Source organism: Algoriphagus sp. CAU 1675, from assembly GCF_029222925.1.
Taxonomy (GTDB): domain Bacteria; phylum Bacteroidota; class Bacteroidia; order Cytophagales; family Cyclobacteriaceae; genus Algoriphagus.
In genome coordinates this window covers 370,839-396,337 of record NZ_JARHUI010000003.1, presented here as the reverse complement: position 1 = coordinate 396,337, position 25,499 = coordinate 370,839, and the positions used below count along the sequence as shown (strand labels likewise).

Genomic DNA, 25,499 nt, shown 5'->3' with positions numbered 1-25,499 from the left:
TTTATGTTGTAATAAATTTTCTAAATGAATACCAAACAGAGAACCCTGTGGACATCAGTAAATAGAATATGAAGATGGGAAGAATTCCTGGGAATTGTGTGTTTAAACCAAACCAATCTCCACTAGAAAACACCAAATACAGGCCAAAAGCTGATTTTAGGCTCTCCCAAATCCAAGCTTTTGGGTTTCTGTCCATCAATTCGGAATAGGCATAGACAGTTAGGAAGACAAATCCCCCATAAATGAAAATTCCGGGAGCACCAATTGCCGAGATGTTTGCAAAAAGATAACTGATTAACAGTAGGAGGGCGAACAATTGGAATAAGCTCCAGACCAAAAGTCCATTCGGTAAAATCGGATTGTATTTTTCAAAGTGATAAACGTCCTGAATTTTATCGACAGGATATTTTTCAGCTACTTCGCTGGGCCTCCAACCAAGGGGCATAAACCAAATTTTAAATTTGTCAGACCATTTTTTTGCCCTCCAGGCATCTTTTATCAAAAGCCAGAGGTGCATAAAATTAATTTTAATTGGATTCCAGGTTTGGACCGGCCGAGTGACTCCATAAACAGCTGGAACATCATCCATTTCTTCTTGATAAGTCCCAAACCATTTGTCCCAAAAGATGAAAATCTGGCCGTAGTTTTTATCCAAATATTCAGGATTGATCGCATGGTGAACCCGGTGGTGGGAGGGAGTTACTATGATTTTTTCCAACAAACCCATTTTCCCAATATGTCGGGTATGATACCAAAACTGAGCGAAAAGGTGCAAAGGAGCGACAATGGCTATGACTTGGGCTGGTACCCCAAGAATGGCCGCCGGTAGTAAGAAAACCGCGAAAATCTTGACTATGGAAGAAATACTCTGTCTGAGGGCACAGGCAAGATTAAACTCCTCACTGCTGTGATGGATGATATGGTTGTTCCAAAAAATATTGTACTCATGGGATATTCTATGGGTCCAATATCCAGCAAAATCCAAGGCCATGAACGCGATAAAATAGATCAACCAGGAGCTTTCTATTTTAAAAAAGCCAAATTGATGATAAAGCCACTCGTAGGATATCACTACAATACTTAAGCCAAGTACATCCTTTGTGACATTGGTTATTCCTGAACTAAGACTGGAAATCATGTCGTTAAGTGGCACGGTATCATTTCCTTTCCAGATTCCCCAGAATTTTTCAAACAGTACCAGTACCAAAAATATCGGCATGGCGATCAATAATATTTTTCCGTAAGCTTCCATTGGGTTTATTATCAGCTTTTAAACTTATTGAATCAGAACATTGCATTCAACACTTTAGTGGAATTGATTTATTTATTGATGTAAATCAACGCGTATTTTCGCCCTTTTTCCGAAAAAGTCAAAGGCTCATAAGCAAAAGAAAATTCATTATCTTCCAACTGCTTTACTCTTCCCCTTATGTTAAAAAAGTTTTGCTTTCTAGTACTTGTTGCCGGTTTACATTTTTCGGTATTTGCCCAACTCAGTCCACAGGATATTAAAATTGAATCCGAGAAAGGTCTTCGGTCATCCTTACAGGAATTTTCTGAATTTCTTCAGATTCCCAACAATGGGAATGATCCAAAACAGATAGAAGAAAACCTCAATTGGTGCCAATCTCAATTGGAAAATTTGGGTTATCAAACACAGGTTTTGAGTTCAGGAGGAATCCCTCATTTATTTGCCCAAGACATTGCAAACCCAGCCAAGAAGACGGTTTTGGTATATATGCAGATTGATGGTCAACCTGTTGATCCTTCTGCATGGGATCAGGAAAATCCGTATTTACCTGTTTTGAAGGAAAAGATTAATGGAGGCTTTTCTGAGATACCTTGGGAAAGCTTGAATGGAGAAATCAATCCAGACTGGAAAATATTTGCCCGCTCTGCGTCAGATTCCAAAGGCCCGGCAATGGCTTTCTTGACTGCCTTGAAAATTTTGAAGGAAAAGGGTATAGAGCCCAGTGTGAACCTAAAGTTTATCTTGGATTTTCAGGAAGAACTTTCCTCTCCACAACTCAAAACAATAGTTTCCGAAAATCTCGGTTTATTCCATTCCGATGGGGTTTTGATCATGGATGGAACCAGGCATTTGTCGAATCTTCCAAACCTTTCCTTTGGTGCACGTGGAATTGTAACCGCCACCATTAAGGTTTTTGGTGCGAGAAATGACCTACACAGTGGTCAGTACGGAAATTATGCTCCCAATCCAGTTTTTCACTTAGCCCGATTGATTGCGGCTATGAAAGATGAGGATGGAAGAGTGTTAATCCCTGGGTTTTATGGTGGAGTTGCCATTTCCGAGGTGGATCAAAAGGCCATGGCTGCAGTTCCTGAAGATCCAAACACCATCAATGCCGATTTGGGAATAGCCCAAAATGAAAAGGTGGGGAATAGTTATCAGGAATCCATGCAATATCCCTCTCTAAACATTCGCGGAATGCGTGCAGCCTGGGTAGAAGAAGATGTCCGCACATTGATCCCTTCTGAGGCAATTGCAGAGATTGACATGAGGATTGTAAAAGAAACCCCTGCCGAGCGTCAAGCACAAATGCTGAAGGATTTTATAGAATCCCAGGGCTTTCATCTGATTGCCGGAACAAAGCCTACGGAAATGGAAAGAAGAACGTATCCAAAATTGGCCTCATTTCACTACAAAATAGGATCTATGGCTTTCCGGGCGGATTTGGAATCGGATTTTGGAATGTGGCTAGAAAGAGGAATGCAATATGTATTTGATAGGTTTTATGTCAAAACCAGGCAAACGGGAGGTTCTCAACCCATGGCTCCCTTTGTCAATTTATTGGATGTTCCTGCTGTTTCGGTACGAATTCCCAATCCTGACAACAGTATACATGCTCCCAATGAGAATATCCGGATAGGAAATTACCTGGAAGGAATCCAAACCTGCTTGAGTATCTTATTGCAAGAATTCGAATGATGGGAAAGCTGGATATAGTTTCTCTTGTAATAGTTGCGGCAACAGTGATTTTTGTATTGAGAATCAGCCATGTAAAAAATAAGGTCGTTCAGAAGGTTTTAGATTGGTTTCCAGCAATTCTTTTCGCTTATGTGATCCCTGCACTGTTTACACATTCCTTTGGTTTGGACCTTTCTCAAGGGACAATACACAGTTTAAGTATGTATTTGGTAATCCCTATAGCATTGCTTTCGGTTATGTCTGCCCTGTCTTTTAAGCAATTGGCAATGGTTGGGATCAAACCAATTATATTGTTTGTTGCCGGATCGGCTTTGATTGCCATTTTACCGGTTTTACTGGTGAATTGGTATGGAACAGTAGATGCTCAATCTTGGGAACTGTTCATGGAAGATTCCTATTGGAAAGGACTAGCTCCAATAGTTGGAGGCTGGATCGGGGGAAGTACAAGTCAGTTGATCCTCAAAGAATTGGCCCAAACTCCAGAAAACCTGTTCCTTTCCGTTCTGGTCCTTGACAATATCCTGGTCAATATTTGGACTTTTTTAATGTTCCAGTTTATCAAGAAAGGGGAGAAGCTGAGTCTTGTTTTTAAAATCAAGGATGAGCTCCCTGAATCATTGGAGGTAAATGAGAGAAACCATACAAAAGCTTTGAAACCAATCTTTGTGGGAATCATTTTCTTGGGTTTCACAGGAATCACTTATGTTCTGGACCTTTCCTTTTTGAACTTGGTTATCGTTCTTTCCATTCTGGGATTGATTTTGGGAAATTTTGTTTCCAATTGGAATACACGGTTTTCACTCCAATTAGGAGCTGTGGCCATCGTTTTGGTGATGGCCATTTTAGGTCTTCGGCTGGATTTCAATAATTTAAGCCTTCCCTGGACATTTATAAACTTGGTCATTGTTTGGCTGTTCCTGCATTTTATCGGGATGGTTTTGGTTGCAAAACTGCTTGGAATCAACCTGATTTGGGTTCCTATTGCTTCTATGGCTAATTTGGGAGGGATTTCCACCGCACCTGCAGTTACGGCTGCCTATCGCAAGGATCTCATGCCCCATGCGGTCTTGCTTGCTATTCTGAGTATGGTTACCGGTACGGCCTGGGGTTTGTTGACCATATACCTATTTCAATTAGTCTAATTTAATTCACCTTTTCATGCAGATTCCAAGTCTGGCGCAACTCAAAAAAGAATTAAGCTACCTATCCGAAAAAGAGCTTGTCTCCTTGATTACTGAACTAGCCAAATTAAATAGAGATAATAAAGCTTTCCTCTATTTTAAAATGAATGAAAGGGATGATCCGGGTCTTTTTGTGGAGTCTGTTAAAGAAGAATTAGATGAAGCATTCGAGTCAGCAAATACTGGAAACTCCTACTATGCTAAAAAAGCCTCCCAATCCATCCGCCGAAAACTGAACAAAGCCCTCAAACTGAGTAAAAACAAGGCTGACCAGGCAGAATGTATTTTGTATTTCTGTGAAAAATTAAAGGACTACGGTTTTTTGAAATTTCGAAATCCGGTGATTTTAAACCTTTACGATTCTCAAATTGGGAAAATCCGAGGCTTAATGGGAAGTTTACATGAAGATTTACAAAGCGATCTTGAAGCAAAACTTGAAGAATTACAATAAACCAAAATGATAACAATCACTGAAAACCCGCAAACTCTAGGACAGCTTGCCGGAAAAACCGGGGCCGATCTTCTCAAGGAAACTTTGAAACAAAAAGGATATGCCAATATCATTTTGGCTACAGGAACGAGCCAGTTTGAGACTTTGAAGCAACTTCTGTCTGAACAAGATATGGACTGGAGTAAGGTCCAGATTTTTCACTTAGATGAATACATTGGCTTACCGATTTCCCATCCTGCCAGCTTCAGAAAATATCTCTTGGAACGCTTCATAAACCATGTTCCTGATTTAAAAGCTTACCATTTGATCGATGGGGAAGCTGACCCGGAAAAGGAATGTCAGCGTCTATCTGAATTGATTTCCAAAAACCCAATTGACCTTGTATTTGTGGGAATTGGGGAAAATGGACACTTAGCATTTAATGATCCTCCTGCGGATTTTGAAACAGAGAAACCATACATCGTCGTGGAATTGGATCATGCATGCCGTATGCAGCAATTGGGAGAAGGTTGGTTTCCAAATTTGGAGGCTGTTCCGGAAAAGGCAATCAGCATGTCGATCCGGCAGATTATGAAATCCAAATCCATCATATGTTCCGTTCCGGATAAGAGAAAGGCAAAGGCAGTAAAAGATTGCCTGGAAGGAAATGTCACTCCGGACCATCCTGCTTCTATTCTTCAAAATCATTCAAATTGTCAGGTTTTTCTTGATAAGCTTTCCTCATCCTTACTTTCCAACCATTGAACTGAAAAATTTTGGATAACTGACATAAAATTTGGTATTTAAAAATTCTGACTGTAGAAGTATTTGGAATTGGGCCAATTCAACTACAGTCAGTTTAATCATCACCCAAAATACCTATGTCAAACCAAAGCTCTTCAGTTAAAGTGGAATCTCTAAGCCAAAGGGATACATGGATTTCCATTGGAATTATTGGCACCTTATTTTTCATCTTTGGATTTGTATCCTGGGTCAATGCGATTTTGATTCCTTACTTCAAAATCGCCTTTGAGTTAAGCAATTTCGATTCATATCTGGTTGCCTTTGCTTTTTACATTTCCTATTTGGTAATGTCAGTACCTTCTTCCTATTTATTGAAATCGGTCGGCTTTAAAAAAGGGATGATGGTAGGTTTCTTTGCCATGTCCTTGGGTGCTTTCATTTTTGTCCCGGCTGCCATGGGGAAAACCTATGAGGTATTCTTAATTGGTTTGTTTACTCTTGGTACAGGTCTCGCTATTCTACAAACTGCTGCAAATCCCTATGTGACTGTTTTGGGACCCAAGGAACGAGCTGCTCAACGGATCAGCATCATGGGGATCTTCAACAAAGGCGCAGGGATTTTGGCACCTATCATTTTTGCCGCTGTTGTCTTAAGAGTAGGGGATACGGAATTGTTCAATGAATTGGCAACCATGTCTGAAGCAGCTAAAAATGAAGCATTGACTGAATTGATCCAACGGGTAATAGTTCCATATAGCGTAGTGGGAGCAGTTTTGCTAATGCTTGGAATATTTGTTCGATTTTCTCCATTACCTGAAATCGATACGGACCATGAAAGTGCTGAACTTGCCGAGGCCAACTCCGGTAAAAACAGCATTTTTCAGTTTCCCCATTTGATCCTGGGTGCATTGGCGATTTTCCTTCATGTAGGTACTCAAGTCATTGCCATTGATACGGTAATCGGATATGCCAATTCATTTGGGATTGGATTAATGGAGGCCAAAATCTTCCCTTCATTTACTTTGGCTTTCACTATTTTGGGCTACTTGGTAGGGATATCCCTGATTCCAAAATTTATTTCCCAAGTCAATATTTTGAGGATTTGTACAATCCTAGGTACTGTATTCACCCTGTTGATCATTTTCGTTTCTGGAGAAGTAACTCTATTTGGAATTACTTCTGATGCCTCAATTTGGTTTGTGGTTCTTTTGGGGCTTGCTAATTCCCTGGTTTGGGCCGGTATCTGGCCTTTGGCTTTGGATGGGCTTGGAAGATTTACCAAGTTGGGAGCATCCATCATGATTATGGGATTGTGTGGCAATGCAATCATGCCATTGGCCTATGGATATGTAGCCGATATTTTGAATGTACGCTTTGCTTATTGGGTATTATTTCCTTGTTACCTATATCTGGTGTTTTATGCGATTCATGGGTTTAAAATCAGAAGGTGGAAACTGTGAGTATGAAATTAGAAGGGCTATCCTATAAAGATCGAGCTCCAATTGCCATTCAGATTGAGGATGGGATAATCAAATCCTTATCCAAATCAGATCGGGCACTACCCGATACCCGATTAATAGGCCCCGGTTTTACCGATATCCAGGTTAATGGATATGCCAGATACGATTATAACTCCTTGGAAAATGATTTTATGAATTTAGGTCAAATTTCACGATCTCTTTTCAAAGAGGGGGTTACAAGCCATTTTCCAACTGTTATTACCAATAGCCCGGAGCAAATTTCAAAGCTGATTCGGCAAGTCATTTTCTTGAGAAATGAAGATCCTTTAGCTTCATTAAGTATTGAAGGAATCCATGTGGAAGGCCCTTTTATATCTCAAGAAGACGGTCCAAGAGGAGCGCATCCCAAAGAGCATGTTCGAGCTCCTAACTGGGATTTGATTCAAAAATGGCAGGATGAAGCGGAGGGCTTAGTCAAGTTGATTACCCTTTCACCGGAATGGCCTGAATCCAATACCGTGATAGAAAAGTGTGTTGAAAATGGAATAGCTGTAGCAATAGGACATACCAATGCAAAACATCAACAAATCGAAGATGCGGTAAAAGCAGGGGCTAGGCTTTCCACTCATTTGGGAAACGGGATGCACCCCATTCTTCCCCGCCACCCCAATTACTTATGGTCCCAACTATCCATGGACCAACTTTCGGCAACAATCATTGCCGATGGTTTTCATTTGCCTCCGGAAGTAATTAAAGTATTTAAAAAAGTAAAGTGTGAAAATTTGCTTCTGGTGAGTGATTCAGTCTCTCTTGCAGGCATGCCTCCTGGAGATTATGATTTGCACATAGGAGGGCAGGTTACCCTTTCCCCAGAAGGGAAACTGCATTTACGATCCAATCCTAAAATCCTGGCTGGTTCGGCAATGAACCTGAGACAGGGTGTTTCCTTCCTGCTAAGGGAAAAGTTGGCAAATCTTCCAGAAGCATGGGAAATGGCTTCCATTCGACCCGAGCGATTTATCAATCCCCAAGAATTAATAATGGAATCAGGGGGAAAAGCTGATCTTATCCAAGTGGAATTGACTTCTGACAATCAACTCAAAATCATTAAAACCATCAAAAACGGACAAGAGGTTTATTCTCTTGACTAATACCCTTAAACCCAAAAGCCTTATGAAAAATGAATTGAACCGCAGGAATTTCCTAAAGACAGCCGCTACAGGAACTTTGGGCTTGGCTGCTCTTCCCGCCGCTGCTTATTCCTTCAATATCCTTTCTGAATATCCTATGAAGGATAAATATCGAGTTGCTATAATGGGAGTGAATGGTAGAGGAACTCAACATATCCAGGCTCTTTCGAAAATTCCAAATGTAGAGATTGCCTATATCTGTGATGTGGATCAAAGAGCTATGGAAAATGGAATTGAATTAGCCATTAAATCCGGTTCAAAAACTAAGCCTCAGGGCGTAACAGATTTTAGGAAGGCCTTGGAGGACAAAAGCTTGGATGCCATAACCATTGCTGCACCAGACCATTGGCATACCCCTGCAGCCTTATTGGCTTTACAGGCTGGTAAGCATGTTTACGTGGAAAAACCAGGTTCCCACAACCCTGCGGAAGCAGTGCTCTTGACAGAGGCTACCAAGAAATACGGCAAGGTCGTTCAAATGGGAAACCAGAGAAGGAGTTGGCCAAGGGTGCAAGAGGCAATGAAAGAGCTGCATGGGGGAGTGATTGGCAGGGTATATTACGCCAGAACCTGGTATACCAATAACAGACCTAGTATTGGATATGGTAAGACTGTTGCTGTTCCGGATTGGCTGGATTTCGAATTATGGCAGGGACCTGCTCCCCGAAGTGAATACAAGGATAACTTGCTTCATTACAACTGGCATTGGTTCTGGAAATGGGGCACAGGGGAGATTGTCAATAATGGGGTGCACTTTTTGGATTTGGCCAGATGGGGCCTGCAGGAAGATTATCCGATCAAAGCCTACTCTTCCGGAGGACGATATCAATACAAGGACGATTGGGAAACTCCGGATACTCAAACAGCCAGTTTTGACTTTGAAAGTGGAAAAAGCATACTCTGGGAAGGCCGCAGCTGCAACAGAAGAGGCATCAATGACATGGGATCTGGAGTCTCATTTCATGGGGAAAATGGCACCTTGGAATTGAAGGATAACTCCTACAAAATTTTCGATAATTCAAATAATCTGATCAAATCCGCAGAGCCTACTACCAATACGGTGGTAGACCAAAGGGGAGCAGGATTTGATATGGATATTGCTCATTTTACCAATTTCATTAATGCCATAGATAGTGGTGAAAGCTTAATTTCCCCATATCCCGAAATCCGGAAAAGTGTGCTTTTGTGCCATTTGGGAAATATTTCCTACCGCACAGGTAGATCCTTGAATATAGATTCCAGTTCTGGTAAAATTCTTCATGATCAGGAGGCGATGAAACTGTGGGGAAGGGATTATGAAAAAGGCTGGGAACCTAAGTTATAACTTTATGGATATCCAGCTGCAACAACCTTCCAATCGCTTGGTTTCGATAGATGCTCTGCGAGGATTTGACATGCTGATGATCTGTGGGGCTGATGTCTTCTTTTCAAGTTTTCACGGAAAAACGGATTGGCCTTGGCTTAATGCATTGGCGGAACAATTTGAACATCCCGAGTGGATCGGTTTTGCTTTTTATGATTTTATTTTCCCGCTTTTTCTCTTTTTGGCGGGTGTTTCCATTCCTTTTTCCCTTGGAAAAGCAAAAGCTCAAAAACTACCCAATAGGGACATATACCGAAAGGCAATGGTTCGTATGTTCATTTTGATCGGTTTGGGTTTGCTATATAAAAACGCTCCATTTCCGTTTTTTGAGTGGGAAAAGATAAGATTGGGAAGTGTGCTGGGAAGGATTGGTATCGCAGGTTTTGTGACGGTTTTTCTTTATTTGAACCTGGACTCTTTAAAACGCCTGATGGTAGCTGCGGGGATTCTTTTGCTGTATTATGCAGCAGTATTTTTAATTCCCGTTCCGGGATTTGGAGCAGGAGATCTGAGTTTTGAAGGAAATTTGGTGGGGTGGTTTGATCGGACTTTTCTACCGGGAAGATTACTACAGGGAACCTTTGATGAACTGGGGATTTTGACCACTTTTCCGGCAATTTGTCTGACCATTTTTGGTGCTCATGCCGGAGAAATTCTCCGAAATCAGGGGAAGGGAGAAAATCAAAAACTTGGTCAATTACTTGTTTTTGGAGCGGCATGTTTTGTACTGGCCTTGATCTGGAACCAGCATTTTCCAATTTTCAAAAGAATGTGGACCAGCTCCTTTATCCTTTTGACCGGAGGTATGGCCTTTTTGACTTTGGGAATATTCTATTGGATCATTGACATTCTGAAGTTCAAGAAATGGACTTTTTTCTTTGTGGTCATCGGGATGAATAGTTTGACCATTTATTTGATTTACCGTTTTGTCAATTTCAGATATACTGCAAGACTCCTTTTTGAAGGACTATACAGGCCCTTTGGTGAGGAATGGTTTTCAGTTTTCGAAAGTTTGGGAGCTATCCTTTTGGTTTGGCTTTTCCTCCATTTCCTTTATCGTAAAAAAATCTTCTTTAAAGTATAAGTTCCAATTCTAATAAATCATCTGAAATCCCAATATCATGAATAATTCAAGAAGGTCATTTATCAAGAAATCCGCATTTACCGGTATGGTTGCTGGTTTGGGCACTCTTCCCATTTCCTTGTTTGCTGAGGAAAAGATAAACCCGATTAAAATTGGAATCATCGGGTTGGATACCTCGCATTCTCCAGCTTTTACCAAACTCTTCAATGCAGAAAATCCAGCTCCAGAATTGTCAGGATTCCGGGTTGTGGCAGCTTATCCTTATGGGAGTAGGGATATCAAATCAAGTGCGGACAGGATTCCTTCTTACATAGAGCAAGTGAAAGAGTGGGGTGTGGAAATTACAGATTCTATAGAAAGCCTCCTTGAAAAGGTAGACGTAGTGCTTTTGGAAACCAATGATGGGAAACCAAGATTGGAACAGGCCAGAAAGGTGATACAGGCCAAAAAACCTGTATTTATTGACAAACCAGTAGCGGCTAGCCTTAAGGATACTTTGACCATATATAGAGAGGCAAAAGAGAATCATGTCCCTGTGTTTTCCGCATCTTCCCTAAGATACATGAGCAATGCTCAAGCTGTCCGATATGATAATAAAATCGGAAAAGTATTGGGTTGTGATGCATTCAGCCCTGCGACTTTGGAACCAGGTCATCCTGATCTTTTTTGGTATGGAATCCATGGCGTGGAAATTCTCTTCACCGTGATGGGGACTGGTTGTGAGTCTGTGACCCGATTTAGTACCCAAGATGAGGAAGTAGTGGTAGGTACTTGGAAGGATGGAAGAATCGGGACTTTCAGGGGGATGAGAGCTGGTAAGCATGAATACGGAGGAACAGCATTTGGATCAGATGGGAATATTTTCTTGGGGAAATATGAAGGGTATGAACCTTTGGCAGGGAAAATCGCCGAGTTTTTCAAAACCGGAAAGTCACCTGTAGCCGATGAGGAAACACTGGAAATCTATGCCTTTATGGAGGCAGCGGATGAAAGTAAAAGAAGGGGAGGAGCTCAAGTCCAACTTTCAGACTTCCTCAAGGGTTAAACTTCCTTTTGACATACTCTTTTAGGTTTTAAGATTTTAAAATTATTTTCCAATTATGAATCAACTTTATAAAACCCTTCAACGCTTCTTTTTTATTGTCTTGATTTTGTTTGCTTGGGTAGCAAAGGCCCAAAACTTGAAATGGGATAAGGATGGTAATTCTTATTTTCAAATCGAGCAGAATCAGATTTTCCGGTACACTTTGCCAAAGAACCAAGGGGAAGTAGTCATATCTGATAAAGACCTCAGTCCTGATGGGCAGAAGGCTCTTCGAATTCGGGATTTTTCATTTTCCCCTGACGGAAAAAAGGCCTTAATCTACACCAATACCAAGCGGGTTTGGAGACTGGATACCCAAGGGGATTACTGGGTTTTAGATTTGGAAACAAAAAATCTATACCAAGCAGGAAAGGGGCTTCCAGAGTCAAGCTTACGATTTGCCAAATTCTCACCGGATGGAGCAAAAATTGCTTATGTCAGTGAGTTTAACTTGTATATTGAAGATTTGAAAAGTGGAGAAATCAAAAAGTTGACCTCTGACGGAAATCGGAAATTGATTAACGGAACTTTTGACTGGGCCTATGAGGAAGAATTTGCCTGTCGGGATGGTTTTCAGTGGAGTCCGGATGGAAACAAGATTTCATTTTGGCAGATAGACGCCAACCAAATCCGTGATTATTACATGGTCAATTTTACGGATTCAGTGTACTCCCAGATTATTCCGGTTGAGTATCCCAAAGTGGGTGAGTCACCTTCCCCAGCTAAAATTGGAGTTATTGATTTGATGAGTCAAAAGACCACTTGGCTCAATATTCCGGGTGATCCTCAGCAGCATTATCTGCCAAGAATGGAATGGAATAACCCTGATTTGCTTTTGGTTCAGCAACTCAACCGAAAGCAGAATCACAGTAAAATCTATGCTGTCAATGTCCCTCAAAATGATGCAAAAGTAATTTCCGAAGAAATTGAAGAAACCTGGATCGATGTACTTTCCAACTGGGAAAATGTCTATGGCTTAACCTATCGTCACGAATTCAAATGGCTTTCTTCCAAGAAGGAATTTCTTTGGTTTAGTGAAAAAGACGGTTGGAGACATGTCTATAAAATCGGTCTGGATGGAAAAGAAACCCTATTGACACCGGGAAATTACGATGTGATCAACCTTCTTCATCTGGATGAGAAAAACAACATCGCGTATTTTCATGCCTCTCCGGAAAATGCAACCCAGAAGTATTTGTATAAGATCAAATTGGATGGAAAGAGTAAGGCAGAGCGTTTAACACCGGCCCTTTTTGAGGGAACGAATACCTATTCTATTTCTCCTTCAGGCCAATTTGCCCTGCATCAGTTTAATAATACCTATACTCGACCAGCTACCGAATGGATTGAACTTGCCAAGCATAAACCTTTGGACCAGGAAAATAGCATTGAAAGCAATTTAGCTAAAAACCAAGGGCCAAAGACTGTTGAGTTTTTCAAAATTAATACAGCCGATGGAACCGAAATGGACGGTTGGATGATCAAACCGCACAATTTCGACCCTGCCAAAAAGTACCCGGTTGTATTTTTTGTTTACACCGAACCTTGGGGTGCCAACGTGAAAGATACCTATGGAACAGGCAAAAACAGGAATTACGAGGGTGATATGGCTGCTGATGGATACATCTACATCTCCATCGATAATCGGGGCACCCCAGCACCAAAGGGTAGAGCTTGGAGAAAAAGCATCTATAGAAAAATTGGTCAGTTGAATATTTCAGATCAGGCAGAAGCTGCCAAACAAATTGTAAAATGGGATTTTGTAGACCCAGAAAGAGTGGCTGTATGGGGACACAGTGGGGGAGGCTCCGCAACCCTTAACCTGATGTTCCAATATCCTGAGATTTACAAAACAGGAATCTCCTTGGCTGCGGTCGGGAACCAGTTGACCTATGATAATATTTATCAGGAGAGGTATATGGGGCTACCCCAGGAAAATTTGGAAGATTTTGTGGCGGGTTCACCGATTACCCATGCAAAAAATCTTCAGGGGAACTTACTTTACATCCATGGAACCGGCGATGATAATGTCCATTACGACAATGCCGAAATGCTGATCAATGAATTGATCAAACACGGAAAACTGTTTCAGTTTATGCCTTATCCCAACCGTTCCCATGGAATTACTGAGGGAGAGGGCACTACTGCCCACTTGAGAAAACTGTACACAGATTATTTGAAAAGGTATTGTCCTCCAGGGGGTAAATAATTGAGAATTGAGAATTGAGAATTGAGAATTGAGAATTAAAAAAATTAATGAATTATAAAGCAGCTAGTAAACTCAAATCTATTCTTCTAGGATTGTGTCTATCAACTCTATTTGGATTGGATGCCTATGGCCAACAGGAATTCACCCGTGCTGATACACTTCGGGGAAGTATTACTCCTGAAAGAGCTTGGTGGGACTTGGGTTTTTACCATTTGAAGGTGGAAGTTTTTCCGGAAACCAAATCGATCAAGGGCAGTAATCTGGTTCGATATCGTGTTGATAAAGAGCATCAAGTCCTTCAAATTGATCTCCAGGAACCCCTTCAAATAACGTCAGTTTTGCAGGATGGGGAAAGGCTCGAGTTCAAAAGGGAAGGAGCTGCTCATTTTATTTCTCTGAAGAAAAAGCAAATACCGGGTCAAATTGAGGAAGTCCAAATTTTCTATGAAGGCAAACCCAAAGAAGCAATTCGACCGCCATGGGATGGTGGAATTACCTGGACGAAGGACTCCAATGGAAAACCATTTATCGCTTCTTCAAATCAGGGTATTGGTTCCAGTATCTGGTGGCCCCTCAAAGATCATCCTGCCGATGAGGTGGATAGTCTGAACATTAGCGTGACGGTGCCAAAAGGGCTGAAAGACATCTCAAATGGTCGCTTGTTAAAAGTGGATATGGGACCAAATTCAGACACTTTCCACTGGTCTGTTGTCAATCCCATCAACGACTACGGAGTCAATATCAACATTGGGGATTATGTTCATTTTGGTGAAAAATTTGAAGGGGAGAAGGGCTTTTTGGATATGGATTACTATGTCCTCAGAGAAAATCTTGAGAAGGCCAAGGCTCATTTTCAAGATGCCAGAAGAATGATGGAGGCTTTCGAGCATTGGTTTGGGCCATATCCATTCTATGAAGATGGCTTTAAATTAGTTGATGCCCCTTATTTGGGTATGGAACACCAGAGCTCGGTCACATATGGAAATGGTTACCAAAATGGTTATCGGGGCCGTGATTTGAGTGGAACCGGTTGGGGCTTGAAATTCGATTTTATCATTATCCACGAGGCAGGTCATGAATGGTTTGCCAACAACATCACTTACAAGGATGTGGCCGATATGTGGATCCACGAAAGCTTCACCAATTATTCCGAAAGTCTCTTTTTGGAATATCATTACGGAAAAGAAGCCGGTCAGGAATATGTAAGGGGAACCAGAATGAATATTTCCAATGATATCCCGATCATCGGAAAGTACGGATTAAACAAGCGCGGTTCCGGAGATATGTATTACAAAGGTGGTAACATGCTTAATATGCTCCGGGAAATCCTCCAGGATGATGGAAAATGGAGAAGCATTCTTCGGGGTTTAAATCAGGAGTTTTACCATCAAACAGTTACTACCGAACAGGTTGAGGAATATATTTCTATGGAAATGGGAATGGACCTTCAACCATTTTTTGACCAATACCTTCGGGATATTCGGATACCCGTTTTGGAATATTACTATTCTGATGAGAAAACTTTAAACTATAGATGGAACAATTGTTTAGAGTCTTTTGATATTCCCGTTGACATTGAAATCGGGGAGAAAAAGATGAGAATTATGCCCGAAAATTCTTGGAAAACGCTGGAGGTAAATAAGCCTGCTGATGTAACGGTTGATCCAGATTATTATGTTTCGGTTTTAAAAATGCGATAAGTACCCTTTACAGAGTAATTCTTGATTTTTTAAGGTATTAGGTAACTTCTGGGATTTGACTTTTCTAAATCCAAATTTTTTATAAGCTCTTGTACACTTGGGATTTTCCTTTTTTCCTAACTGATGGAGCTGTTTAAATTTTGATCGTTTAGGGGAAATTGTGAATTCCCCAATTGAGCAAGCTAATGGATATTTTTTCCTGACCAAAATCACATGGCTCTGTGCTCCTCATCACCGTTAATTTTTCTTAAATAGGCTAATTTAAAGGTGTAGTTAAATGATTTGTTGACCACTAAATTATCGTATCATGAAAACGTTAAAACAAATTTTCACACTGATTTTTGTGCTGGCCGGTACCTTGGCTTTCACATCGTGTGACTTAGATCGAGTTGCGGAATTAAATGGGGATGTGGCGGGAGTAAATAAAAATGATACCAACAATCCTTATGATCCGAATGGTGCTGCTTTTCGTAAAGTAATAGAAAGTACAGTAACCCATAACCTCTCCTTCCCAGTAATTTGGGCAGAGGGAACTACAAAGGCATTGAGAGAACCACCAGCAGGTGTAGGTCCTACTGAATATAAGCTAAATGGAGAATATTGGTATGTATGGGGAGAAGATCCTGCAGATCCTGATTATCCTATATATAGCTGTTTACCTCTCGATAGCGCTGACTATTGTTATCCTGAAGGTGCTGATGTCTACAAAGCTTGGGTTCAGAAAGACGCGTTAAACTACTGGCAAGCTGATGCAGAAAACGCTGTTGGGTTAGTCAATGTTGATGTCATCGATTGGGGAGACAATTTGGAATCTGTTGACTGGTACTTGACCTCCAAAGTACGGACTGAAGTAGTCTTGTATGAAAACCATGAAGGTGCGACCCCCTTACGTCAATATTCAATGAGACATGTATCTGGTTGGGGTATCGATGAATTACATGGGCTTCAAACCGATTTGGATGATGAACCTGTCATGGGCCCAGGTGACCAGGCTACAATTTATTCTACGCATGCCAGACTTACTATTCAAAAACTTACCTCCGAAACTCCTGAATTAACTTGGGATGCAGAAAATTCAGAGTGGACAGGTGATGTATTAGAACCTGTATTTACTGGTGCAGTTTGGGAAGCAGGAGATGGCCCAGGCTATTACAATGCAGAAATTAACATCAAAGGTAAAATCATCTATGGATATACCTGGGATGTGAAAAAAGCAAACAATGGAATGGGAGTTTACCGAATTACCTTCAGTTTTGACGGTTCCGACGCAGGCAGTGTTTTAAATACATTTTTCACTGAAAACACTTTCCTTGCGGAATCAGTAATAGTGCCAGAGCAAGAAGTCAGTGCGTCAGCTGAAGAAGAAGAAGGCGGGCCAAAAGCTGTTATTGATTTTGACAACAACCTTACTTATATCGATGTAACTATCTTGGGTAACAAAGGTGGCGGTAAAGGAGGAAACAGTGGTAACGCCGGCACTGACGGTACTGGTGGCTTTGGTGGAAATGGTGGTAGTGGTAGTGGTGGAAATGGAGGTAATGGAGGTAAACCAACAAATTAATTTGACTCCATCTTTTTTCCAACCTTAAACCCGCGTCTAACCCCAAGTAAGATGCGGGTTTTTTTGAGCTTTACAACTTTTTATAAATTTAAAAAAGGGTTCAAATTTCATCGGGGTCCGTATTTAAGATAGGACCTGAGGCCAGTTAGGGGCTGTTGATTAGAAGAGGAAAAATCCCAAATATTACCTTTCTTCCTTTCAATACAAATGACTTTTCTTTACTAAATCATCTGTTTTATATCATTGATGATTCTTCCAAAAATGATTACCTTCTGACAGAATCATCAAGAAATGAAGCAGTTAAAATCACTTCTATTTTTCTTTTTAATCCATCTTCTCTTTACAGGAATAAGCGAAGCCCAAACAGCTGTGGATATTGTCCGAAAAGCAGATGAAAAAATGCGCGGAAAGACATCCATGGCTGAGATGGTAATCAAAACCAGTCGTCCAACCTGGAGTAGGGAAATGGAGGTAAAAACCTGGATCAAAGGAACGAATTATGCCATGATTCTGATCCAATCTCCTGCCAAGGATAAGGGAATCGTATTTTTAAAAAGAAGCAAGGAAGTTTGGAACTGGCTGCCTACTGTAGAGCGATCCATCAAACTCCCGCCTTCCATGATGAACCAATCCTGGATGGGAACAGACTTCACCAATGATGATTTGGTCAAAGAATCTTCCATACTAGAAGATTATACCCACAATATCTTGGGAGATACGATAATCAGTGAGCGGGAAGCCTACCTAATTGAAATGATCCCAAAACCCGAAGCTGCATTGGTTTGGGGAAAATTGGTGGTCTCTATTGACAAGAAAGATTTCTTGGAACTGCATACAAGGTTTTATGATGAAGACGGTTTCTTGGTCAATACCATGTATGCCTATGATGTTAAGGAAATGGATGGGCGCTTGATACCCACCCGCTTTGTAATGATCCCTGAAGACAAGAAAAACCAAAAAACAGAGATTATATACAAAAGCATCCTCTTTGACAGGAATATTGAAGACGGGTTTTTTACCATGAATCAAATGCGAAATCTTCGATAGCCATGTGGTTGCTTAAGCTGAGTTGGAAAAATATGTGGAGAAACCGCAACAGAACTGCCATCACCATGACGGCTGTATTTTTCTCTGTGATCCTATCCATTTTGACCAATAGCCTACAGGAAGGAGTATTCGACAATCTGATCAAAAATGTGGTGAGCTTCTATTCCGGATACATTCAGATTCATAAGACCGGGTATTGGGATGAACAAATCCTGGATAACACTTTTGAAAATTCACAAGAACTTCAGGATCAAATCCTTCAACTTGAAAATATAGATGCAGTGACTCCGAGGCTTGAATCCTTTGCCTTGGCTTCTTCCGATACCCTGACCAAAGGCTGTATGGTAATTGGAATTTTACCCGGAAAAGAAGATGCCATTACTCAATTGAAAAATAAGGTGACTGAGGGAAATTATCTCAGTGATGGAGATCTAGGAATCATGATGGGAGAGGGCCTTGCACGTCGCCTGAAACTTGAGCTCAAAGACTCTGTTGTTTTGATAGGCCAAGGTTATCATGGTGCCATGGCAGTGGGGAAATATCCAATTACCGGAATTCTGAGCTTTGGTCAGCCCGAAATGAACGATCAATCCCTGTACATGACGCTTGCCAATGCCCAAGTCCTTTATAGTGCTGAAAATCGGCTGACATCTTATGTAATCGGTTTAGAAAACACCAATGATCTTGACCCTACAGCAGAAAACATCAGGTCTTCCTTGGGGGATGGGTATGAGACCATGACCTGGGAAGAAATGATGCCAGAAGTAGTACAGCATATCCGAACAGATAAGGGAAGTATGGTGATCATTCAATTGGTTCTCTATATGCTGATTGCATTTGGGATTTTCGGGACCTTGCTGATGATGATGGTGGAGAGAAAATATGAAATGGGAATGCTGGTAGCCATAGGAATGAAGAAATTCAAGCTCATGCAGGTCATGATGCTGGAATCCCTTTTCACCGTATTGAGTGGATGTATTTTGGGGATTTTGGCAAGTATACCGATTGTGGTTTACCTGTATAAATATCCCATTCGCTTCAAAGGCCAGTTGGCTGAGGTCTATGAAGAATTTGGTTTTGAAGCCATTTTTCCCACTTCCACCAATCCGGAAATCTTCTTGAACCAAGGAATTTTAGTCCTTATTCTGGGATTGATTCTTTCTCTATATCCTATAGTTAAAATTGCCCGAATCAATCCGGTTAATGCAATGAAAAAATGACCCCATCATGAACCTGAAATTTGCATGGCGAAACGTCTGGAGAAACAAAAGCAGAAGCATTATTATCATGGCTTCAGTGGCAATAGGTTTGTTTGCCGGGCTGTTTGTAGAAGGCCTTTATGTGGGGATGATGAGATCTAGGGTCCGGATTGTGATTGACACGGAAGTTGCTCATTTACAAATCCATCACCCTGATTTTAAGCAGGATTATGATCCTAATTTTACGGTAGATCTAGATCGTATTAAGGATAGCTTGAACAAAGTTCAAAGCATACGAAAAGTGGCTTTCCGATCGATTACACAAGGAATGTTGGCAACAACCACAGGAAGTGCAGGAGTGCAGATTTTTGGAATTGGGGTAGAGGAGGAGGGGGTAGTTTCCTCCCTCAATGATAAGATCAAAGAAGGGGAGACGCTTGACCCCGACAAAAAGAACGGGATACTCATAGGAAGAAAACTGGCTGACAAAATGAAGGTTAAGTTGGGTTCCAAACTGGTTTTAACCTTTACAGATCGGGAAAACAATGTCATTTCTGGGGCATTTCGTATTTCGGGGATTTATCAGACCATCAATACTCCTTTGGATGAACGCTTTGTTTACATCCATCGGGAGCGGCTCAATGAGTATTTGGGGCTCGGTGATACCTGTCATGAGGTAGCCATTTTGCTAAATCGAGATGAGGAATTGGATGCTACAAAAACTGAACTTTTGGCTCAGTTTCCAGAATATTCCGTCAAGACATGGAGAGAAAACTCTCCGGAAACTGACCTGATGGTGGGGACAATCAACCAATATTCCACGATCATCATCATCATTATCATGATTGCCCTGGCCTTCGGGATCATCAATACCATGTTGATGTCCGTACTGGAAAGAACCCGGGAAATCGGAATGCTCTCAGCTTTGGGAATGAATCGGATCAAAGTCTTTTCCCTGATCCTTGGAGAAACTTTCATTTTGACCTTGATAGGGGTTCCTTTGGGGGTTTTAATGACCTGGATTTCCATAAATCACTATTCTGTAGTAGGAATTGATATTTCATCCTTTTCTGAGGAAGCCATGTCCAGCTTTGGTTTTACCAGCATCATTTATCCCGAATTCCCTTGGGAAAATTTAACTTCGGTATTAGTAATAGTCGTAGGAACTGCGCTGATTTCTTCCATTTTTCCATCCCTCAAAGCAATCAAACTGCAACCTGCAGATGCTTTGAGACAATAATATTTAAAAGCCATGAAGACAGTCATAGATGCACATAATATCAGCAAAACATTCAATCCTGAAACCATCCCAATTCATGCGGTCAGAGATGTGCATTTGCATTTGGAGAGGGGAGAGTTCACCGCTTTGGTAGGCCCTTCTGGCTCAGGAAAAACCACTCTTTTAAATATGCTGGGAGGTTTGGACAAACCGGACAAAGGAAACATCCTTATCAATGGGGTAGATATAACCTCCTTAACACCCAATGCCCTAATCGATTTTCGTCTGAAAAACATAGGATTTGTATTCCAGTCCTTTAATCTCATTCCTGTATTTACTGCTCGGGAAAATGTGGAACTGATCATGCAACTCCAGCATAGGAGCAAATCAGAGATTGAAGAAAGAGTGAGGACTTTGTTTCAGGAAATTGGTTTGGAGGACAAAATGGACACCCGACCGGCTCAGCTTTCCGGAGGCCAACAGCAACGGGTCGCCGTGGCTAGGGCATTGGCTTCCAAGCCCCAATTTATCCTGGCCGATGAACCCACAGCCAATTTGGATTCAAAATCAGCCACCAAACTTTTGGATATCATGGCCAAATTGAATGAGGAGGAAAATATCACCTTTATATTCTCTACCCATGATCCTAGAGTGATCAAACGCGCCAGGAGGGTGATTACCTTGGTGGATGGGCAGGTTCATTCAGACACAGGACCTATTGATACTTCAAGTGATCACTTTAATACCATTGAAAAAGAGTGAGTTATGTCTTTCAAATTCCTGCTTCCCTTATTTTTGATTACAGTAGGATTACCCCATTTTTTGTATGGGCAGGAGGAAGCTTGGGACCTGGAAAAAGCGCCGAAGTGGGAGATAGGGGGCTATTTGAAATACTTGAATTATAAGACCTTTACGGGAAATTTTGACGAGTCCATAAATGGTAATCTGATCCATCACCGTTTGAATATCAAATGGAATCCAAGTGATCGGATTTCAGGTGCAGCTGAATTTCGGAATCGGATATTTTGGGGCGAGGAAATCCGAAACACCCCTAATTATTCCAATTTGATCACCAATTCTGAAGCTAGCCTCAATACTTCCATCATTTGGTTTGATACTGAGAATGCCCTGATGCAAACCTATATAGATCGGTTATGGCTGGAATACCGGGCAGAGAAATGGGATGTCAGGCTGGGAAAACAACGCATAAACTGGGGGATGGCTACCCTCTGGAATCCCAACGATATTTACAACACCTATAATTTTTTGGATTTCGATTACGAAGAAAGGCCCGGTAGTGACGCAGTCAAATTCCGCTATAATTTTACAGGAATGAGTAATATTCAGTTTGCTCTGGCGACATCCTCCAAAAGAGAAAATACAGACGCAGCCCTGAAATACTTTACCAATAAATGGAATTACGATTTCCAGTTTACTACTGGGGTTTTTCGTGAAAAATTCACCTTAGGTGGCGGATGGTCAGGAAGTATTAAGGATTTTGGATTTAAAGGAGAAATTCAATATTTCTCAGCTCACAATTCAGACAATTCCCAAGTGAATCTCGTCGTAGAATCCGATTATCTGTTTTCCAAAGGCTGGTATCTCAATTTGGGGTTTTTGATGAACAGTAACGGGACAACGGAGGCTATGGATTTTCTGAATTTGTCAGACTTTCAATTGACTCCGCAAAATTTGATGCCTACCAAATGGAATGTAGCCCTGATTACGTCCAAACAAATCACTCCCTTGTTTACAGGCAGTCTTTCAGGGATTTATGCACCGGGAACCAATCTATTCTTGATTCTTCCAACTTTGCAGTACAACCTGGCCACCAATTTGGATTTGGATCTTACTTGGCAATCCTTCTTTGCGGAACAAAATGAGGTGTTCAAAGGGGCTGTACACCGAGCGTATTTGAGGATTAAATGGAGTTATTGAGCTTCAATTCCTTGTAGGGATTAACTCCCGTATTTTTTGATAATCGCCAATTGACCTGCATGATAGGCCGTATGGGAAATGATCCTACCAAAAGCTTCTGCCTTGGTTTTGGTCCCAAATTCTTTGGTGGTAATACTGCTTTCCCAATCATCCTCTTTTTGTTGCTCCACGATGAATTTGAGCTTTGAAAAGGACTCTGAAACAAATTTTTTCAAAGCTTCCAAATCTGTCCATTCACCGCTGTCATGTTGAGCTTTGATGGTTTCTGCGGAAATTTTAATCGAGGCATCCCCAAACACATTTTTTGCAAAGAGCAATTCAACTTCTCCAATATGGCGGATCAAAAAACCCACCGAATTCGGAGCATTGCCCAACTTCTTTTTCAAATCCTGTTCTGAAATGTGTTCCAATTGATTGGAAAAGCGGGTACGGGATTCTATCCATAATTCGAGTAATAGAGTTGTTTTGGTTTTCATCTTAGTAGTATTAATTGGTTCCAGACTCTAGGATATTGGAGGTTATTTGTATTTAAATGATTTCTTTTGAATTTCTTGAACCTCTGTTAGAAATCCAAATTGGTATTATTGTTCTATAATTTATATTATGTTAAATAAATAAAAAAGAAGCCTCCTTTCAAATTCTTTTCTATTTTAGCCTATGAAATAATCTACCCACCCCATTTCTACTACAAATGAGTAACTGGTTGCCCAGATTGGGACTTTACTTCGGTCCTATAGCATTTATTCTGATCTATTTTTTTGCTCAATCCGAAGGTTTAAATCCTGAAGCTCAGGCTATGCTCGGTTTGGCTGTTTGGATGGCCATCTGGTGGATTACCGAAGCACTGCCTATTGCGGCTACTGCATTTTTGCCTTTAATCCTGATGCCTTTATTGGGAATTCTAAAAATTGGAAATGTTTCAGCCAATTACATGCACCCTACAGTTCTATTGTACATGGGTGGATTTTTGATGGCTACAGGAATTGAAAAATGGAATTTACACAGAAGGATTGCCTTGAATATCATCAATATCCTGGGTACGGATCTTCGAAAAATTGTTTTGGGTTTTATTTTGGCTACTGGATTTCTATCCATGTGGATTTCGAATTCTGCTACATCACTTATGATGCTTCCAATTGGTTTGGCAGTTGTCAATCAGTTTAAATCCCAGTTGGGCGTATCCAATTCGTCAATTTCTGAGAATTTAGGGAAAAATATCATGTTAGGCATTGCATATGGAGCTTCCATTGGCGGTGTGGCTACTTTGATCGGAACCCCTACCAATGCCATTCTTGCGGCGGTTGTCAATGAGCTCTATGATTATAGCATTGGATTCAATGAATGGTTGTTTTTTGGTTTTCCATTGGCTGTGATCCTATTGGGAATCTGTTGGTTTTATTTGGTCACCAAAGCCAACCCTCTACCTAAAAAGCTTAGCATTAGTGACGGAAAATCAATTATCGGTACTCAACTAAAATCCTTGGGGAAAATTTCCTTTGAAGAAAAATCTGTATTGGCTGTTTTTCTTTTGGTGTGTTTTGCCTGGATTTCCAGAAGTTTTTTGATTGTCAAAATTTTCCCACAGATCGATGACACCATTATTGTATTGATTGGAGTGGTTTTACTTTTCTTGCTTCCCTCCTCCTCTAAACATGAGAGAATCCTTGACTGGAAAACTGCAGAACAGATTCCTTGGGGTGTTTTGATTCTTTTTGGAGGTGGTTTGGCTCTGGCAGAAGGCTTTAAAGAAACCGGATTGGCTGAATGGATCGGTCAAAGATTCACTCTCATAGAAGGAATTAGTTTAATACTATTGCTATTGATCATCATTGCTTCGGTGAATTTCCTTACAGAAGTCACCTCCAATGTGGCTACTGCTTCCATGCTTTTGCCCATTCTTGCCTCAGTGGCGATCAAATTGGACCTGCATCCTTTCGGATTGATGGTTGGCGCTACATTGGCTGCTAGTTGTGCCTTTATGCTTCCCGTTGCCACCCCTCCCAATGCGGTGGTATTTGGATCGGGATATCTGAAAATGAAAGATATGGTCACTGCAGGATTCTGGCTCAACATCATTTCTATTATCCTAGTGACGTTGATGGTTTACTATTTTCTACCTACACTTTGGGGAATTGAATTGAATTCAAATCCTTTCGAATCTCATTAATAATTCAGGCTAAAGTCCTTTCTATAGGCCAAAGGTGTCTTCCCCATTTTCTCCTTAAACTGTTTGTTAAAGTTGGAAAGGGTAAAATATCCGCATTCATAGGATATCTCACTGATATTCAATTCACTTTCATTTAGGAGTTTACAAGCATGACTGATCCTGATGTCGATGAGAAATTCTGAAAAGGATTTATTGACACGGGATTTGAAAAATCGGCTAAAAGCAGAGGGAGAAAGATTGGCAATTTCTGCGGCTTTTTCCAAGGATACTTTATCCTTAAAATTGTTCATTACATATTCATAAACCTGTCCCATCCGGTCTTTTTCGGACTCTTTATTGGTATTGGTATATCCGGTCGTCACAATTGTTTTTACTTCATTGGACTCAGAAATAATGTGCAGGATTTTGAAAAAATTAATCACTTGAGGGCCACCTTTAAGACCTATCATTTCCTGCATGAGTTTTCGGATAATTTGATTGGTTTCTCCGGTGATTTCCAACCCCAGTTCTGAACGCCTAAGCATCTGGGCTATACTTTCAAATTCCTCCAGTTTGAAGACCGAATTATTCATTAGATCCTCTGGAAAATAAATCACAATCCCATGAGTTTCCAAGCCATTGTTGAGGTCGAAATACTCATTGTCATTTCTCCATAAATGAGGCAAATTGGGCCCGGTCAAAACCATATCCCCTTCCCGAAATGTCTTCATATGGTCTCCCACGAAACGGGTTCCCCTACCCTTCAATGCAATAAATAACTGATATTCTGAATGAAAGTGCCAGCTCACATCAAAATAAGGAGCAATTAACTCTTTGATTACGAATGTTTTATTTTCTGGAATGCGGGATTTTTTGAGTGGTTTCTTCACTGATTAATGCTATTTTTAAAAATCACCTAATCAATAATTGTCAAAATACAGTCATAATTTAAATGGATACAGTGAGATTTCTATCCTGAAATTGATGAATATGG

Annotated in this window: 21 protein-coding genes; 18 read left to right on the top strand and 3 right to left on the bottom strand. The window is 40.9% G+C overall.

The window, feature by feature from the left end; all coding sequences use genetic code 11:
* Window position 1 precedes the first annotated feature (1 nt).
* A complete protein-coding gene (locus P2G54_RS08860; RefSeq protein WP_275870256.1) occupies window positions 2–1,252 on the bottom strand; it encodes a sterol desaturase family protein in 1,251 nt (416 codons plus the stop codon).
* 177 nt (window positions 1,253–1,429) lie between these two features.
* Between P2G54_RS08860 and P2G54_RS08855 the strand changes: the two genes are divergently transcribed.
* From P2G54_RS08855 to P2G54_RS08775, 17 genes are all read left to right on the top strand, one after another.
* Entirely contained in the window at window positions 1,430–2,950 is a 1,521-nt protein-coding gene (locus tag P2G54_RS08855) for a M20/M25/M40 family metallo-hydrolase (RefSeq protein WP_275870255.1), read from the top strand.
* Complete coding sequence (locus tag P2G54_RS08850; protein WP_275870253.1) at window positions 2,947–4,092, top strand: DUF819 family protein; 1,146 nt, start codon at window positions 2,947–2,949, stop codon at window positions 4,090–4,092. The genes P2G54_RS08855 and P2G54_RS08850 overlap by 4 nt, the downstream gene beginning before the upstream one ends.
* A 16-nt stretch (window positions 4,093–4,108) precedes the next feature.
* The gene (locus tag P2G54_RS08845; protein ID WP_275870252.1) at window positions 4,109–4,582 is read left to right on the top strand and encodes a hypothetical protein; all 474 of its coding nucleotides are present in this window, start codon (window positions 4,109–4,111) and stop codon (window positions 4,580–4,582) included.
* A gap of 6 nt (window positions 4,583–4,588) precedes the next feature.
* On the top strand, window positions 4,589–5,326 hold the full coding sequence (locus P2G54_RS08840) for a glucosamine-6-phosphate deaminase (protein WP_275870250.1): 738 nt from the start codon (window positions 4,589–4,591) through the stop codon (window positions 5,324–5,326).
* 116 nt (window positions 5,327–5,442) lie between these two features.
* On the top strand, window positions 5,443–6,765 hold the full coding sequence (locus P2G54_RS08835; protein ID WP_275870249.1) for a sugar MFS transporter: 1,323 nt from the start codon (window positions 5,443–5,445) through the stop codon (window positions 6,763–6,765).
* Window positions 6,766–6,767: 2 nt separating this feature from the next.
* On the top strand, window positions 6,768–7,916 hold the full coding sequence (locus tag P2G54_RS08830) for an amidohydrolase family protein (RefSeq protein WP_275870247.1): 1,149 nt from the start codon (window positions 6,768–6,770) through the stop codon (window positions 7,914–7,916).
* A gap of 22 nt (window positions 7,917–7,938) precedes the next feature.
* Window positions 7,939–9,279 carry a Gfo/Idh/MocA family oxidoreductase gene (locus P2G54_RS08825; RefSeq protein WP_275870246.1) on the top strand — a complete coding sequence of 447 codons (1,341 nt, stop codon included), beginning with the start codon at window positions 7,939–7,941 and terminating at the stop codon, window positions 9,277–9,279.
* A gap of 4 nt (window positions 9,280–9,283) precedes the next feature.
* The gene (locus tag P2G54_RS08820) at window positions 9,284–10,402 is read left to right on the top strand and encodes a DUF5009 domain-containing protein (protein ID WP_275870244.1); all 1,119 of its coding nucleotides are present in this window, start codon (window positions 9,284–9,286) and stop codon (window positions 10,400–10,402) included.
* Window positions 10,403–10,439: 37 nt separating this feature from the next.
* A complete protein-coding gene (locus tag P2G54_RS08815; RefSeq protein WP_275870242.1) occupies window positions 10,440–11,447 on the top strand; it encodes a Gfo/Idh/MocA family oxidoreductase in 1,008 nt (335 codons plus the stop codon).
* A gap of 55 nt (window positions 11,448–11,502) precedes the next feature.
* Window positions 11,503–13,695 (top strand): S9 family peptidase, encoded by a 2,193-nt coding sequence (locus P2G54_RS08810; protein WP_275870241.1) that lies wholly within the window; start codon window positions 11,503–11,505, stop codon window positions 13,693–13,695.
* Between the two features lie 47 nt (window positions 13,696–13,742).
* Window positions 13,743–15,395 (top strand): M1 family metallopeptidase, encoded by a 1,653-nt coding sequence (locus tag P2G54_RS08805; protein WP_275870239.1) that lies wholly within the window; start codon window positions 13,743–13,745, stop codon window positions 15,393–15,395.
* Between the two features lie 307 nt (window positions 15,396–15,702).
* The gene (locus P2G54_RS08800) at window positions 15,703–16,956 is read left to right on the top strand and encodes a hypothetical protein (RefSeq protein ID WP_275870238.1); all 1,254 of its coding nucleotides are present in this window, start codon (window positions 15,703–15,705) and stop codon (window positions 16,954–16,956) included.
* 291 nt (window positions 16,957–17,247) lie between these two features.
* Entirely contained in the window at window positions 17,248–18,003 is a 756-nt protein-coding gene (locus P2G54_RS08795) for an outer membrane lipoprotein-sorting protein (protein ID WP_275870236.1), read from the top strand.
* A gap of 2 nt (window positions 18,004–18,005) precedes the next feature.
* Window positions 18,006–19,223, top strand: a complete 1,218-nt coding sequence (locus P2G54_RS08790; protein WP_275870234.1) for an FtsX-like permease family protein — start codon at window positions 18,006–18,008, stop codon at window positions 19,221–19,223.
* 7 nt (window positions 19,224–19,230) lie between these two features.
* A complete protein-coding gene (locus P2G54_RS08785) occupies window positions 19,231–20,442 on the top strand; it encodes an FtsX-like permease family protein (RefSeq protein ID WP_275870233.1) in 1,212 nt (403 codons plus the stop codon).
* 12 nt (window positions 20,443–20,454) lie between these two features.
* A complete protein-coding gene (locus P2G54_RS08780; RefSeq protein WP_275870231.1) occupies window positions 20,455–21,183 on the top strand; it encodes an ABC transporter ATP-binding protein in 729 nt (242 codons plus the stop codon).
* 3 nt (window positions 21,184–21,186) lie between these two features.
* Window positions 21,187–22,359 carry a hypothetical protein gene (locus P2G54_RS08775; RefSeq protein WP_275870229.1) on the top strand — a complete coding sequence of 391 codons (1,173 nt, stop codon included), beginning with the start codon at window positions 21,187–21,189 and terminating at the stop codon, window positions 22,357–22,359.
* Window positions 22,360–22,379: 20 nt separating this feature from the next.
* On the opposite strand, the gene P2G54_RS08770 is transcribed toward P2G54_RS08775, so the two are convergent.
* Window positions 22,380–22,835 carry a DinB family protein gene (locus tag P2G54_RS08770; RefSeq protein ID WP_275870227.1) on the bottom strand — a complete coding sequence of 152 codons (456 nt, stop codon included), beginning with the start codon at window positions 22,833–22,835 and terminating at the stop codon, window positions 22,380–22,382.
* 215 nt (window positions 22,836–23,050) lie between these two features.
* On the opposite strand from P2G54_RS08770, the gene P2G54_RS08765 reads away from it, so the two are divergent.
* Window positions 23,051–24,526: a DASS family sodium-coupled anion symporter gene (locus tag P2G54_RS08765; protein WP_275870226.1), complete on the top strand. Its 1,476-nt coding sequence runs from the start codon at window positions 23,051–23,053 to the stop codon at window positions 24,524–24,526.
* Here the strand turns inward: P2G54_RS08765 and P2G54_RS08760 are convergent.
* Window positions 24,523–25,395, bottom strand: coding sequence for an AraC family transcriptional regulator (locus P2G54_RS08760; protein ID WP_275870224.1), 873 nt, complete (start codon window positions 25,393–25,395; stop codon window positions 24,523–24,525). The genes P2G54_RS08765 and P2G54_RS08760 overlap by 4 nt on opposite strands.
* Window positions 25,396–25,499: the final 104 nt, after the last annotated feature.

Bases quoted from the DNA above. Each gene is read 5' to 3' on its own strand.
- P2G54_RS08860 (WP_275870256.1), bottom strand. From the start codon at position 1,252: ATGGAAGCTTACGGAAAAATATTATTGATCGCCATGCCGATATTTTTG.
- P2G54_RS08855 (WP_275870255.1), top strand. From the start codon at position 1,430: ATGTTAAAAAAGTTTTGCTTTCTAGTACTTGTTGCCGGTTTACATTTT.
- P2G54_RS08850 (WP_275870253.1), top strand. From the start codon at position 2,947: ATGATGGGAAAGCTGGATATAGTTTCTCTTGTAATAGTTGCGGCAACA.
- P2G54_RS08845 (WP_275870252.1), top strand. From the start codon at position 4,109: ATGCAGATTCCAAGTCTGGCGCAACTCAAAAAAGAATTAAGCTACCTA.
- P2G54_RS08840 (WP_275870250.1), top strand. From the start codon at position 4,589: ATGATAACAATCACTGAAAACCCGCAAACTCTAGGACAGCTTGCCGGA.
- P2G54_RS08835 (WP_275870249.1), top strand. From the start codon at position 5,443: ATGTCAAACCAAAGCTCTTCAGTTAAAGTGGAATCTCTAAGCCAAAGG.
- P2G54_RS08830 (WP_275870247.1), top strand. From the start codon at position 6,768: ATGAAATTAGAAGGGCTATCCTATAAAGATCGAGCTCCAATTGCCATT.
- P2G54_RS08825 (WP_275870246.1), top strand. From the start codon at position 7,939: ATGAAAAATGAATTGAACCGCAGGAATTTCCTAAAGACAGCCGCTACA.
- P2G54_RS08820 (WP_275870244.1), top strand. From the start codon at position 9,284: ATGGATATCCAGCTGCAACAACCTTCCAATCGCTTGGTTTCGATAGAT.
- P2G54_RS08815 (WP_275870242.1), top strand. From the start codon at position 10,440: ATGAATAATTCAAGAAGGTCATTTATCAAGAAATCCGCATTTACCGGT.
- P2G54_RS08810 (WP_275870241.1), top strand. From the start codon at position 11,503: ATGAATCAACTTTATAAAACCCTTCAACGCTTCTTTTTTATTGTCTTG.
- P2G54_RS08805 (WP_275870239.1), top strand. From the start codon at position 13,743: ATGAATTATAAAGCAGCTAGTAAACTCAAATCTATTCTTCTAGGATTG.
- P2G54_RS08800 (WP_275870238.1), top strand. From the start codon at position 15,703: ATGAAAACGTTAAAACAAATTTTCACACTGATTTTTGTGCTGGCCGGT.
- P2G54_RS08795 (WP_275870236.1), top strand. From the start codon at position 17,248: ATGAAGCAGTTAAAATCACTTCTATTTTTCTTTTTAATCCATCTTCTC.
- P2G54_RS08790 (WP_275870234.1), top strand. From the start codon at position 18,006: ATGTGGTTGCTTAAGCTGAGTTGGAAAAATATGTGGAGAAACCGCAAC.
- P2G54_RS08785 (WP_275870233.1), top strand. From the start codon at position 19,231: ATGAACCTGAAATTTGCATGGCGAAACGTCTGGAGAAACAAAAGCAGA.
- P2G54_RS08780 (WP_275870231.1), top strand. From the start codon at position 20,455: ATGAAGACAGTCATAGATGCACATAATATCAGCAAAACATTCAATCCT.
- P2G54_RS08775 (WP_275870229.1), top strand. From the start codon at position 21,187: ATGTCTTTCAAATTCCTGCTTCCCTTATTTTTGATTACAGTAGGATTA.
- P2G54_RS08770 (WP_275870227.1), bottom strand. From the start codon at position 22,835: ATGAAAACCAAAACAACTCTATTACTCGAATTATGGATAGAATCCCGT.
- P2G54_RS08765 (WP_275870226.1), top strand. From the start codon at position 23,051: ATGAGTAACTGGTTGCCCAGATTGGGACTTTACTTCGGTCCTATAGCA.